The organism is Mesorhizobium sp. LNHC232B00 (assembly GCF_000502435.1).
GTDB classification, from domain to species: Bacteria; Pseudomonadota; Alphaproteobacteria; order Rhizobiales; family Rhizobiaceae; genus Mesorhizobium; species Mesorhizobium opportunistum.
The window spans coordinates 40,565-53,714 of sequence record NZ_AYWP01000025.1 but is presented as its reverse complement, the minus strand read 5'-3'; the positions used below and the strand labels follow the sequence as shown (position 1 = coordinate 53,714).

Annotated in this window: 8 protein-coding genes and 3 pseudogenes; 7 read left to right on the top strand and 4 right to left on the bottom strand. The window is 59.4% G+C overall.

Annotated elements, in window-relative coordinates; translation table 11 throughout:
* The first annotated feature begins 20 nt into the window (after nucleotides 1–20).
* From X743_RS1000000172355 to X743_RS144945, 3 genes are all read left to right on the top strand, one after another.
* Nucleotides 21–698: a class I SAM-dependent methyltransferase gene (locus tag X743_RS1000000172355; protein ID WP_348625906.1), complete on the top strand. Its 678-nt coding sequence runs from the start codon at nucleotides 21–23 to the stop codon at nucleotides 696–698.
* Nucleotides 699–957: 259 nt separating this feature from the next.
* Complete coding sequence (locus tag X743_RS0136835) at nucleotides 958–1,689, top strand: hypothetical protein (RefSeq protein ID WP_245264301.1); 732 nt, start codon at nucleotides 958–960, stop codon at nucleotides 1,687–1,689.
* Between the two features lie 710 nt (nucleotides 1,690–2,399).
* Complete coding sequence (locus X743_RS144945) at nucleotides 2,400–2,828, top strand: EF-hand domain-containing protein (protein WP_245264300.1); 429 nt, start codon at nucleotides 2,400–2,402, stop codon at nucleotides 2,826–2,828.
* 178 nt (nucleotides 2,829–3,006) lie between these two features.
* On the opposite strand, the gene X743_RS1000000174155 is transcribed toward X743_RS144945, so the two are convergent.
* Nucleotides 3,007–3,327, bottom strand: a complete 321-nt coding sequence (locus X743_RS1000000174155; RefSeq protein WP_023767953.1) for a hypothetical protein — start codon at nucleotides 3,325–3,327, stop codon at nucleotides 3,007–3,009.
* A gap of 449 nt (nucleotides 3,328–3,776) precedes the next feature.
* Here X743_RS1000000174155 and X743_RS1000000171180 point away from each other — a divergent pair.
* Together X743_RS1000000171180 and X743_RS1000000171175 are read left to right on the top strand one after the other, a co-directional pair.
* Nucleotides 3,777–4,120 (top strand): annotated as a pseudogene (locus X743_RS1000000171180) (IS5 family transposase); the annotation flags it as partial.
* A 1,757-nt stretch (nucleotides 4,121–5,877) separates the two neighbouring features.
* Nucleotides 5,878–6,030, top strand: a complete 153-nt coding sequence (locus X743_RS1000000171175) for a hypothetical protein (protein ID WP_245264299.1) — start codon at nucleotides 5,878–5,880, stop codon at nucleotides 6,028–6,030.
* A 98-nt stretch (nucleotides 6,031–6,128) separates the two neighbouring features.
* Here the strand turns inward: X743_RS1000000171175 and X743_RS1000000171170 are convergent.
* From X743_RS1000000171170 to X743_RS1000000171165, 3 genes and pseudogenes are all read right to left on the bottom strand, one after another.
* Nucleotides 6,129–6,266: pseudogene (locus tag X743_RS1000000171170) on the bottom strand (transposase); the annotation flags it as partial.
* Nucleotides 6,267–6,772: 506 nt separating this feature from the next.
* Nucleotides 6,773–7,873 (bottom strand): annotated as a pseudogene (locus tag X743_RS01000000169370) (IS3 family transposase).
* A 480-nt stretch (nucleotides 7,874–8,353) separates the two neighbouring features.
* The gene (locus tag X743_RS1000000171165; RefSeq protein WP_023767948.1) at nucleotides 8,354–9,226 is read right to left on the bottom strand and encodes a response regulator transcription factor; all 873 of its coding nucleotides are present in this window, start codon (nucleotides 9,224–9,226) and stop codon (nucleotides 8,354–8,356) included.
* A gap of 516 nt (nucleotides 9,227–9,742) precedes the next feature.
* On the opposite strand from X743_RS1000000171165, the gene X743_RS144970 reads away from it, so the two are divergent.
* Complete coding sequence (locus X743_RS144970) at nucleotides 9,743–11,596, top strand: polysaccharide biosynthesis/export family protein (protein WP_198028491.1); 1,854 nt, start codon at nucleotides 9,743–9,745, stop codon at nucleotides 11,594–11,596.
* Nucleotides 11,597–11,929: 333 nt separating this feature from the next.
* On the top strand, nucleotides 11,930–13,072 hold the full coding sequence (locus tag X743_RS144975; RefSeq protein ID WP_084555609.1) for a GNAT family N-acetyltransferase: 1,143 nt from the start codon (nucleotides 11,930–11,932) through the stop codon (nucleotides 13,070–13,072).
* Nucleotides 13,073–13,150 lie beyond the last annotated feature (78 nt).

Sequence of the window (13,150 nt, the reverse complement as noted above, 5' to 3'; positions counted from 1 at the left end):
TTATTTAGAGATCGGAAATAATGGAGGTGAGTCAATCAGGGCGATACAGTGCGGTGTGCGTTCACCCGTTCTTGGAATCGGCTAACGTACTGATGCGTAGGAGAAATACGCACTTTTATCAGGGCACCTCAGATGAGTTTTTTTCTGACTTGACAGCTGTTAATCGCGTGGTTCCGGAAGGAATCGATCTGGCGTTCTTAGATGGACTTCACCTAGTCGAAGTTTTGTTGCGCGATTTTATCAATGCTGAACAATTAGCGAACAAGCGATCGATGTTCGTTCTACATGATTGTTTGCCTTTGAATGAGCGGATGGCGCAGAGAACACGTTACGCGGGGGATGACTCTGAACCGAAGGAAATTGGCGGCTTTTGGACCGGTGACGTTTGGAAGATTGTACCTTTGCTGACGAAGTATCGGCCTGAATTGCATGTTTCTTACATCGACTGCCCGCCCACCGGATTGGTCGTTTGCACGGGTCTAGATCGCGTCAATAGGGTTTTGGCAGAGAATTACGACCGGATGGTTGGAGAAGCAGAAGAGCTAAGGCCTCTTTCGGTTTGGATAAGTTATGGGGTCTATTTCCGATGCGCAAAAGCGATCAAGTCTTCAAGACCAAGAGTGTATTTGATAAAGCATGTTTCGGCTAGAAGCATGGTCGTAACCCATTCTGGTTGGCGCAACCTAATGCGGAGCTAAGTTCTTTCGGCTCCTCCCGTCTTGGGATGCCCTTCCCGCTAGCTAGCCGGTGTTGCGGCGTTCTCAGGGGGATGAAGTGCGGCGACGAGACTTTATGACGATAGCACTCAGCCTTGCGACCGCGGGGGCAACCATAGCGGGACCGGCGCGTTGGTTTGGCTTGGATAGGAGCCAGGTTCCCATGCGGCAGCGAGTTTCATCGACCACCCCTACTACGCTCCTATCCGCTCCCGTTGAGCTCGCCGGTGACTGGGGCGACATGCTGCCACACTCAATCGACCAGGTCATCGAGCGGATGCGGCATGCCTGCCTGGATGGTGTCACCCTCGTCTCCGATCGCCAGCCGGCGCGGCTGCGCATTGATGAGCACACCTCAGAACCGCCGGCGATCTGGCTGCACTTTGACGGCAGCAGCACGGCATGGATCATTGTGGATATCGGCGAGAGGGATTGGTCAAAGCTCGCCTATCAGTTCGGGCACGAACTCGGCCACGTCTTGGCCAACAGCTGGCAGGCAGATGCCAAGCCGGCGGCGCCCTGCCAGTGGCTCGAGGAGGCGATGGTCGAGGCGTTTTCGCTGCGTGCCCTGGGACGCCTGGCGAAGGACTGGAAGCAGACCCCGCCCTTCGCCGGCGACAACGCTTTCGGCGATGCCATTGCTGAGTATCGCGAGAACATCATCCGTGGCTATGCCACGCTCGCCGACAACCAGGGGCTCACTCGCAACGCCGCGGCGTGGTTCGCCGACCATCGCAGCGAGATAGAAGCCACCGCGCTTGTCCCTTACGGACAGGCGATGTCCTTGGCCATTCTCATGGAGTACGAGCGCGCGCCTGATAGTGTCGAGGCGCTGGGCGCACTCAACCGCTGGCCCGGCCGCACGGGCATCGCCATCGCGGAATATCTCCGGCGATGGGAACAAAGCTGCAGGGAATTGCATGCCTCGCCGCACCTGCCACTCCGCTTGCGGGAGTTATTGCGTACTCCGTGACGGTTGCGGCTCGAGGCAGTGGCCGAAAACTGTGGGTAGACCCCCCTGATTGTGGTTGTTGCCGCCGTTGCAGCATCCATCGCTGAGGGTCTGCTACCGCGCTCGCCCGCTGCGCCTTAGCTCCCTACCCGCCTGGCTGCTTTGTGAGCGCTGTTCCTGCACCACCTTTCGCGCGTGGTCGTGAGCAGCGATGTTCGGAGCCTTTGAGGGCTGCTTTCATTCCGCGAGGAGGATCTGAACTACCGAGATTAGACTGGCGATGCGAGATGCGATTGTCACCAAACCATCAGACCTGCAGGGCGAAAGACCCCTCCCCTGCCGTTCGGAGGAGCGAAAGCGCGTTACCGCCAGGATAGCTGGTCTTTGGCAACCGACCGCTCGGGCCGAAATGAAGCTTCGCCTGGAGATCGAGAACGCTTCGCCGGAAGAGCGCGAGCGCAGCATCGAGGTATCTCGGCCGAACAGGGAACAATCAGATCGAGCTCCAGTTTGGCCTTCCAAGAAAACACGAGCGATGGATGGAGCACGCCATGAGATATTCACACAGGACGACGGCCGCGGCCGCTTTCATAGCTCTCACCTTCCCCGCGTTGGCCCAGACAAGCGGAACACCGGTCCCCTCGACACCTGCACCCACTCCGGCGACCGAACAGCCGGTCGGCGGGCAGTTGCCGGATGCGAACCAACAAGCGGACGGACCAACACGCGAAATGATCCGCCAGATGGTTGAGCAAGCGGTCCGGGAGAGAATGCAGCAGGATCGCGATTCTGAGCAAGGTTACCGCGACGAGGAAGATCGCTACATGGACCAGGACGGCCGGAACAAGGGTGCTGATCTGGCCGATGAAGCCGACCGTCAGGGCGACGGGTGGAGGAGCCACGGTGATCGAGCGCGCGGACAAAGAATGGCTGGACAAAGGCATCATCAGATCATGCGCGGGGCCGGCATGCGACTGGTGTTTGGGCTGTTGGACATGGATGGCGACGGATCATTGTCCCAGAACGAGGTTGAAGGCGCGGTAGGCAGGATCTTCGGCAACATCGACGAGAATGGTGATGGCAAGATCGATCTGGACGAAGTCCAGTCCTTCATGCACGGCTCCAACATGCATGGCCCAAACAGCGAAGACATGCCGTAGCTGTTTTAAAGGTGAAGACCTACTTCAGACGAGGCGGCGAGCGTGTGGCGGTCGAGCGCAAGGTTGCTTCTTCGCTGTTAGGCGCTCGGCTGCTACGGAGTTGCTCGAGCTATACTGAGAGCAGGATTGGGCGAGCGGCGCTTTGTCCTCGCTGTCCAGGAGACAAAAACCCGGCGAGCTAGAAGTCCGGGGCGTCGTCGTGTTGCGCGACCCGAGCGGTGAGCGCCTGACCGCTGACGCAAAGGCTTCGGCGATCGTCCAGGAGAGAGTCGTGAATTCCCAGGTCGCTCGCGAAGCTGAAGTCCGATTCCGATTCAGTGGCCATGGCAACGGCGTGGAATTTGCGGCGGCGCGGGTACGCAAGCTGGTCGAGCGCGTACCGCGCGGTGACGTTCGTGATGAGATGGGCCGCATCATCGGAGACTTCGAAAAAGCCGGTGATCTCGTTCAAAAAGAACTGGCGGCGAGAGCTGCACAGCCGCAAGAGCAGGGACGTCATGCATCTTGTCGGTTCGGCCCGCTCCGGCACGGATCGAATGGCGTTCCAGGCCGCGGTGCGCGATTTCCTGGGAGAGCAGTTCGGGAGGCATCGGTATGTGTTCGCACTGCATGATCCAGTCGATGACACCAGGGAGGTGTGGCAGGGCGGACGGCGGCCGCATGTTCATGCCCATGCCATCGTTACCATGCGATCCGACACAGCCCGCAAGTCTTTCGGCAATGGCGCGCGTTTATGGCCGAGAAGGCGGGGAGCATGGTATAGACATGGAGATGACCGACCGCCGCGAATTTGGCAACCCACCGGCATTTGCGCGAAACCAGGTGCGACCGGTGAATTATGCTGGTCGTACCGAACTTAAAGGGACGAGCAGCGCTGCACAGGTTCGTTACGACAGCAAGCGCGCCAACCGGCACTCTGCGCCGAAGTCATGGCGCAGCGTCGGATATACGATATGCTACAACCGGTTCGTGCGCTGGCGCAAAGCCGGGGTCTGTTATCGGCTGCTGGCGGCGGTTTCCAAGGCTTTTGACGGCGAGATCATCATGATCGACTCCTCCTGTGTCCGCTTTCACCAGCACGCGGCCGTGGCAAAAAAGGGGGCGATGACGATGGTTGCATGGGACGTACCCGCGGCGGGCTCACCACCAAGATCCATGCGCTTGTCGATGCCGAAGGGCGGCCAATCGATCTCGTCCTGACGGCCGGACAGGCGCATGACGGCAAGCTCGCTCTCGCCATGCTCGACGCCCTCCAACCCGATGCGATCCTCCTCGCCGACCGTGCTTACGAAGTCGCTTGGCGAAGAACCTATTCGTGGCCAATTGAACCGTCCGGTCTCGCATTCAGTTCGAGCAGTCCGACAGGCTGCTGGGCCGAACAACAGCGTCGTGTCTGCGGGCGAGCAGTTTGCTAATCAGCGCTTGCCCGGCTTTGGTGCCTCGAGTAGGCGGACCGGACGTTAGGTTCCGGGCCGAAGCGACCACCGATCACCAATTTCACCAGGTCGAAACCTGGCGCTTTTGGTTCAGCCAAGGATCATCTGAGCTATTAAAATCGTGAGAACCATTGAAGCCGGAACGGCAATGAGACAACACGTCTCAACGATAATGTTTTGTCGCTTGTCCATCTTCGCCGCCTCGCGTTTTCGTTCTCATCTTGGCGTCAACGTAATGCCATAGGAAGCGGTTCAAGTCGGGGTGGGGTCAAAGAACTCGTCGGTGCTGCATATTAGCAACACCTTGTTAACCAGCGGCCGCCCGCGTTCATCCGGAACTCGGCCTCCAGCGCGACTCTAACGCCTGCTTAACGAGCGACGTCTTGTCCGCGATACGGCATGAGAGCTCTCTTTGGGACCAAGTGGCCGCGCAACATGCGCTTGCCCGTTGATGACGGCAAGATGCAGCGTATGAATGGCCAGGAATTCTTCAGCAACTGCGCAGAACGACGCTAGCACCCAAGCAAGCAACGCTCTGGCGGGTCGATGGCGGCCGATGATCTTTGATATCGAAACAACGCCTGCTGTGCCAGTCAGTGACGATGCCTGGCCATTTTCTTGCGCTCTTTCAACAAAGCCTTGTTAAATTCCCGTGCACACTCCCCGCGGTTCTCTCAGAGCCGCGAGAATCAGCGAGCAATCGATCTCCTCGGTACAAAAAACCTGTAAATCAGCTTCCGCCAATAAAGACTGAGTACGAAGCGACTTCAATCTGGCCATCTTGGCGGCACGTGCGGCGCGCTCAGCTTCGGCGACCGCTATCTCGGACCGACCATTTTCGCCAAATCGCAGCTCTGGGAACGCCAGCATTGCCTTCCATTCCGGAAGAGCCCGAAGCTACCATGGCCGATCCCGACCAAGCCTACCGGACGACATTCAGGCTGCCTACACCGCCGCTGCAAATTAGCAGCCGCCGGATGAAATCGAAGAGGACGTACGCCTTCGTATTGGTATCGGGCCGACCGAGGCATTTCCTCATCGAAACGGACGTGGAGGCCGTTTGGCTTGGAGGAGCGGCCTGACAGAGGAGCGCGTTATGTCCGCAAGGCATTCCTCATGGCCTCGTTTCACCACTGCCGGAAGCGCAGACGACCGCCGTGGCCTACTGTGCTTTGGATGCGCACAATGACGGTCGGTCGGCCTTGGAGCCGCCGACCAGGAAGATGCTGCTGAGGCCAAACCGAATGACGAAGAGTCCTATATTGTTCCTCTGTACTGAGTAGCCTCAATCCATAGTGAGAGTGCAACAGCGGGCGACCGCGCCTTAACTTCCAGATCGCGACCTCGATAGCCACCAGCTGCGATCCATACCGTTTTTGAACGCTGATCGATTTTAATGCCCCGTGCACTCGCCCAAGCGCACAGGTATGCAAAGTCTCGCTTCATGATTTCCCCACTGAGCAAATATGAACGCCAATAACTGCGAAGGTGGAGGTATGTTCCACGCGGGGACGATCACACTTTAGCATCTCCTTGCGAAACAAACTCGCCTGCTCCGAGTTTGAATCGGCACGGCTAAGGGCGGCATCAACATAGGCGATGAGGTGGCAATCGTGGCGACCGTACGACGGCGCGTCACCGAAGACCGCGTAAGCGTCTCGATCCCCTCTTACGGCTTCCCGCATTCGATCATCGACCGGACGTCCCAACTGAAGACGGGCCAGCCGATCGAACTTATCGGCGAACGTCACTCACATCGATGGTGATCTGGCGACAGTGAACTTTGGCGCCTATCACGTGAACCTGGACATTGCTAGCGAATGCCTACAGGCCGCCCACGCCCGACGCCAGCGTCAGCGACACCAAGCGTCTGGCAGTTGGCGTTCTTACCAAGCGCCGACGTATATTGCGGTGCGACGCCGACCGAGTGGCGCCCTTTTCTGGGCAGGGTGGTATCATCGACGATCAGCCAGGTATCGTCACCACCAAGTTGGCGATCGGCTCCAGCGGCCGGGTACGCCCTACAGGACAGAATGGTCGAGCGCGCTCGTCACGCGCGTCCACCCTCAACAGCCGCGAGGCCCTGCTGGATTGTTTGCGTCGTTCCCTGCATCGGGCCTGCATGGCGTTGTAGTGCGAAGACGCCCGGGTTGGAACCTGTGAGGCCTCGGGACGGGACACATCGATGACCACCTTCTCTGACGATTCGCACCGGCGAGATGCCGTCCCTGCCCCCTGCCCTTAAACACCGGTTGTTATGAAGGGAGAGCGCTCATGTCGCCATTGTCTTTGCTGCCGATGCAGAAGTGGTGGCCGAGATCGCAGTTGGATCATCACTCGGCCGGACACCCGTTCCAGTCCACAACCTCGCGGCGAATATCGGGTGACGGAGAAAGAACAATTTTTGCCTTGCAGCCCTCGACGGTGATTAGCCAGCGCCGACAAATGGTGACCTGAGACCCTTGTTCCCTCCATTTCAATGGAGAGTCCGGCGCTTCATTTCTGGCCTTATGCGGCCTGTTTTTCCAGCGCCATTTTCATGGCGAATTCGATGGGCGTGATGTTACCCAAGGCTGAGTGTGGTCTGTTGCGGTTGTAGTCCTACTTCCATAGTTCGATTGCTGCCCGCGCTTGCGTGAGAGTGGAGAACAGCGTTTCGTTCAAACATTCATCGCGAAATCGGCCGTTGAAACTCTCCACGAATCCGTTCTGCATCGGCTTGCCGGGCGCGATGTAATGCCATTCGACGCCGCTCTCCTGGCACCATTTGAGGACCGCCATCGACGTCAGCTCGGTGCCGTTGTCCGAGACGATCGTGCGAGACCTGCCGCGGCGAGCGATGATGGCGTCCAGTTCCCGGACGACGCGGGCGCCCGACAGCGACGTATCCGCGACCAGTGCCAGGCATTCCCGCGTGAAGTCGTCGACGACGGCCAAAACCCTGAACCCTCGACCATCTGTGAAGGCGTCGCTGACGAAATCCAGGCTCCAGCGCTCGTTCATCCGGCCCGGCGCGATCATCGGCCTTCTCGTTCCCAAGGCCCGCTTGCGGCCGCCACGCTTGCGGACCTGCAGCTTCTCCTCCCTGTAAAGCCGCCGCAGCTTCTTCTGGTTCATCACGATCCCTTGCCGTTCAAGCATGATGTGGATGCGCCGATAGCCGAAGCGGCGTCGTTCGGCTGCCACCGTCTTCATCGCGGCTCGAACGACGGCATCATCCGGCCGGATGCTTGTGTAGCGAACGCTCGAGCGATCGACGAAAAGAGCTTTGCACGCCCGACGCTGGCTCACCCCATGCCGCTCGCAGGCGTGGGCCACAGCGCATCGCTTGGCATCGGGCGTCACCATTTTTTTGCAGCGACATCCTTCAGGATGGCATTGTCCAGCATCTGCTCGGCCAGCAGCTTCTTCAGCTTGGCGTTCTCCTCCTCCAAAGCCTTCAGCTTGCGGGCGTCGGAAACGTCCATGCCACCGAACTTGGCCTTGTATTTGTAAAAAGTCGCTTCCGAGATCCCGTGTTTGCGGCAGACATCGGCGGTCTTCATTCCCGCCTCCTGCTCCCTTCAAAATCGCGATGACTTGTTCTTCCGTGAACCGTGAACGCTTCATTCGTCCGTCTCCTTGAGCGGGGCGGACTCTACCAAAAACTGGAGGAGCTTCAGGGTCTCAGGTCAACGGGAGCAAGCAAGTGGCGCAATTTTGGGGGCTATTGCTGTCGTTCCCGTCGGCCCTTTTGTCGTTCAAAGGGATCCTGACGCACGACTAGTTGAGGTCAGATATCAGCGGGGGGCTGGGCCGGGGAAGGTGTATCTGCCCACCCAGTTCATAGCATACTCAATCGTATCCAAACTCTTGTGCTGCCCGCTCAGCAACCCGAAGCCTGTGTCGGGAACCATCTGCCCTTCGTGGAGTTGGCTTCCTCGCCGGTCCGAGCAGGACTGCATCCAGTTGGTCGAATTTCTCCGCCCTCGACCGTTTCGATTCGGGGAGCCAAAATCCAGGAAGCAAACTTTGCTTTGCCTCCTTGATAAATACCCTAATCGCGGAGCCTGGTATTGGGCGTGAATTCATCAGCTCCCGATAAAGCGGTCACATCGGATGAGCGTTCGCGAGAAAGGGGTACCCCTTCTGTCCTTCAAATAGATCTTGCGGACCTGTCATCTTTTCGTTCCCTGACGGGCCAGACGCGAGAGTGAGCACACCATGGTTCATCGCCCAAACTGCNGGACCTGTCATCTTTTCGTTCCCTGACGGGCCAGACGCGAGAGTGAGCACACCATGGTTCATCGCCCAAACTGCAGCCTGCGTACGGTTGCGAACCCGAATCTTTCGAAGGATCGCCTTGACGTGTACCTTCACCGTCGCTTCGGCGATTCTAATCTCGCGCGCGATGGTTTTGTTGGACTCCCCTTCGACCAAACAACGCAGAATACATTTTTCCCTGTTTGACAAAATCGATAGGCCCCTCTCCATATTCTCGATTTTAGCAGCCGCGCTTGTCAAATCATCGGGTACCGCATCATATTTAAGATCAGGCCTTATATCTTGAATAAACGCCGAAGGTTCCACAGGCAACACCATCTGTCCAAGCATAACCAATTCGAGTGCTTTGATGAACGTGTCGGAAGGAGCGGCTTTTGTCAAATACGCGTCAGCCCCCGCACGAAAAGCAGAAACTATATCGCTCGATCGACAGTGATCGGCTAGCACAACAACATGACTGTTCGCACAAATTGCCTTAAAGTGAGCAATCTGTGCGAATTCAGCATCTGCATCAGTACCGCCGACATCCATTATGAGTAAGATGGGCCGGTGCTGGGGTACCGGCTTCTGCAGAAGATCGTGAACACAAGCCGCAGAAAAAAGAATACGAAACTTTGCTGTATCCAAGATTCGACTAAGGCCCTCTCGGAGTAACTCGCTCGGCCCGACGAGAACCGTTACAAAGGATTGTTTTGTCATCGTAGCTCCCCAGCCCGCCCGGTAAGGCGCTCGGCGCGCCAACCGCATTAACGTTAACGTTACGCTAGGAAAACCCTAAGCCAAAATACCGCCCTTAGGCGTAGGGCAGCATCGAGACTCGGGTTTCACAAGCCCGTGGCCTTGGGGAGGCATGATGCGGGCGCCACGGCGCCGCCATCGTGGCGTTGGACGCGCGGCAGTGAGGGTTGCCGGGGCTTGGTTTCCCGCGTTTCCCGCGATGCCGCTCCCGCGTGCCAGTTGCGTCGTTAGGCGGCTCTTCGTTGCGTTGGATGGCCTTGCCGTCAAAGAGGTTCTTCTGCAGCGCAGCACATTGGACGAGCTCGTCCAAGTCAGTGCTTCATCCATAGGGAGTGCCCACAAAGGGATAGTTGTGCCGCAGGCGGTGAAGGGCCACGATGAGGAGAGTCTTGCTCCGTCAACCCATGCTCGACCAGTTTGGGAGGCATGGTCACCAGAAGGTGAAAGCTACACGCCATGGCTACAGAGTACAATTCCTTGCCCGTCACTCCCTCGTCACAGGCCGGCGGCCGCAGGGGGACAAAGGCCGTCCTGCTGGTCTTTGGACTCTCCGGAGTCGCCGCCCTGGGAGGGGGCGCGGTCAGAAACTGGGAGCCCATCAACTGGAAGGTCATCGGGGCTGTTTCCAGAGCCGTGGCGCAGAAGGTCAACGATGCCTCCGGAGCCGCGGCGCAGAAGGTCGAGGATGTTTCCGGGGCCGTGGTGCAGAAGGTCGAGGATGTTTCCGGGGCCGTGGTGCAGAAGGTCGACGATGTCTCCGCAGCCGTGGTGCAAAAGGTGTCTGCTGCTATCGACAGCTGGCAAGATCAACCGGTTCGAGCCACGGCCGAACCCAGCGCGATCGTGTTGGGACCGGGTGCGTCGGCCGTAACGTTGGGGAGCGCCGCCCCTGCCGTCCCCACCAGTACCGAGCGCCCAAAAACCCTCAGCACAGGACCGGATGCGTCGGCCGTGGCGTTGGTCGAACGCAACGCTGTCCCTCCCGTTCCCACCAGTGCCCAGCGCCTCCTCAGTACGGCGCCAGACCTGCCAACCGGAAGCCAGTTCGGCGTCGGCGACCGCCTCAAGGTCGTGTTCTACGAGCGCGTCGACATCGAAGAAGACAAATGGGGGGGCGCGTCCTCAGCCTCGGCCCTACGCGGTATCGTGCAGCGTCCGGAACTGAGCGGCGAGTATACTGTCCAAGAGGACGGCACGATTTCCATGCCCTTGCTTGGCTCCATTCCGGTCGCCAACCGGTCGGCGCAACAGGTACAGGCCGACCTGGCGGCTACCTTCGAACAACTGCTGGGCCGCAAAGGACTGGTCAACATCCTGTCGCTGGAGCGCCCGCCCATTTACGTACTGGGGCCAGTCAAGAATTCGGGTTCGTTCAAGTACGCGCCCGGCATGACGATCCTGCACGCCATCGCGCTGGCCGGCGGCCTCGACCGGAGCCCGGGCGAGCCGTGGCAGAAAATTGAAGCCGTGCGTGAAACCCAGAGGCGGGGCGGGGCGATCGATGCAATTTCGAAGTTGCTCGCCCGCGTGGCGGTGCTGAAAGCCGAGCGCGACGGCACGGCGCCCAAGATCCCGCGCCAGTTGCTGGAGTTCGCCGGCGCGACTGAAGCCGCCAACCTCGTCAGCGAGCAGAGCGACCGGCGCAAGGCCGTCGCCACGACCCGCAAGGATCGCGAGCGCACGATCTTGCGTGCACTGGAAGCGGCCAGGCAAGATGTTGCCGCGTATGGGCACATGGACTCGCTCGACGAGCTCGTCAAGCTGCGCGAGGATCGCGTCAACAGCATGCGCACGCTCGTGAATCGCAACGTTCTCAGCATGACGGTGATGGATCAGGTCCGGAGCGAGTTGTCCGACGCACAACAGCGTCGGCAGGATGCCCTCAACCAGTACGCGATGGCCAAGCAGCGCCTTGCTTCGCTGGAGGCTGAGGCGTTGCAGACCCAGGCCGACCTCAGGAACGATCTGGAGGTTGAGATCGAGTCCACTGAGACCCAGATCGCAGCCAACACGCGCGACTTGAACGCCAGCGAAGGCGTCCTGGACACGTTGCCGATGAACCGCGCCCAGGCTGTGAACGCGAACAGCGTAACCTACCAAATCGTGCGGCAATCGGCAGCGGGGCCGGTCAGCATCGAGTCCCCCGGGATGACCCTGTTGCAGCCGGGCGACCTCGTCAACATAATCGTGGCCGAAGGCGAGCCAGACGCGCTGGGCGGTTCGCCGGTCTCGACCTCGTCCCTGACCGGCGAGAGCTCGCCGGCCGGGTCCACTCTCAACGATGCAGGACCTGGCAGCGAGGTGGCGGAGCAGCCAATCGGTCCGAATTGATGGCCGCAAGGAAACTGTTCTGCACGGCACGGTCTGCGTGAATGAACTCGTCGGGCCGACGTGGGAGCCGCAACGATCACTCGCCCACAGCTTGAACCGTTTCACGAACGGGCATATCCGTCTCCGCCGAGTTCGAAGTGTGGCTTGGACTGCCCGCCGTGGGTAGTCAGGAATAGGGTCTTCACTTCCCGCGCCGGCGATACGAAACTTCTACAAACAGGGCAAACCCCCGGGCGCTCCATGGCTGACCAGCAGCGCGCAACAAGGACAGGAGTTCGCGATGTCTCAGTCATCGGTGCACAACCCTAACGTGCGGCTTCTGTAGGACACGCCATGCCCCAGGATGCTGTTATCGATGTGACCGTGGAGGCCTTGCCGGACATCGCGAGACTTGAAGCCATTTGGAAGGAGCTCGAAGCCCGAGCAACTCACTCATTCTACCTGTCCTGGCTCTGGATCGGAACTTGGCTGCGGCATCTGCCGGGGGGCGCTCAACCACATATTCTGGTCGCCCGGACGTCAAGCAGAATCGTTGGGTTGGCGATTATTTGCCGGCGGAGCACCTGGAGCTTCGGGCCACATGCGCGGGCGCGTTGGCTACTCAATGAAACCGGCGATGTTCGTTTCGATCGATTGTTTATCGAGTACAACAACATTCTTGCGGAGCGATCCCTGGCCGATGCCACCAGGGTGGCATGCCTCGAGGCCTTAGCGCAGCACTTGCGCTACTCTGACCAGCTGGTGCTCTCCGGAATCGATCCGGACTTTGAGCTGGCCGCTTGCCGCACTGCGGGCCGGGCCGGGCTCCTTACCGATGTGAGAGCGGACGATACGGCGCGGTGGATCGATTTCGCAGAAGTCCGCCGGAAAGGCGGAAATTTCCGCGCCACATTGGGCCGCAATACTCGGCAGGCGGTAAGCCGCGCCATGCGGTTATATACTGAACGCGGCCCCATTGCGTTCCAGACCATGGAAGGCACTTTGGAGGCGCTCGCCGCGTTTGATTTGCTGGCCGAGCTTCATCAGGCGCGGTGGGGACGCAAGGGCGCCTTTGCCAATCCGAGCTTCCGCCGATTTCACGAAGACCTCATTGCACTCGGAGTTCCCACTGGGACCGTGCGCATCTCGCGGACGTTGGCTGGGGACCAGACAATTGGGGTCTTGTACAATTTCGTGCATGACGGCCGTGTTTACAACTACCAAAGCGGCTTTCTCTTTGAGCGCGACGGCCGGCTTAAGCCTGGGCTTATCAGCCATGTTCTGGCTATCGAGGACAGCATCGGACGCGGGGAGTGCAGCTACGATTTTCTGGCAGGCTTCTCGGGGCACAAGTCGCACCTGGCCAATGCGGAGAATCCCATGAAGTGGATCGCTATAGGCAGAGACGGTCCAGAGCGCCGCATCGAGGCAAAGTTGCGCGGTGCCAAGCGGGTGCTAGGGACCATTGCTGCGAACATGAAAGAGGCCATGGCTTGAAGCGCCAACCAAAGAAGGAGGGTCCATCTTCACTCTATATCGCCCACCGGACGAGCGCTGTTTGAAGCACAGCGCGGC

Bases quoted from the DNA above. Each gene is read 5' to 3' on its own strand.
- X743_RS1000000174155 (WP_023767953.1), bottom strand. From the start codon at position 3,327: ATGACGTCCCTGCTCTTGCGGCTGTGCAGCTCTCGCCGCCAGTTCTTT.
- X743_RS0136835 (WP_245264301.1), top strand. From the start codon at position 958: ATGCTGCCACACTCAATCGACCAGGTCATCGAGCGGATGCGGCATGCC.
- X743_RS1000000172355 (WP_348625906.1), top strand. From the start codon at position 21: ATGGAGGTGAGTCAATCAGGGCGATACAGTGCGGTGTGCGTTCACCCG.
- X743_RS144945 (WP_245264300.1), top strand. From the start codon at position 2,400: ATGATCCGCCAGATGGTTGAGCAAGCGGTCCGGGAGAGAATGCAGCAG.
- X743_RS144975 (WP_084555609.1), top strand. From the start codon at position 11,930: ATGCCCCAGGATGCTGTTATCGATGTGACCGTGGAGGCCTTGCCGGAC.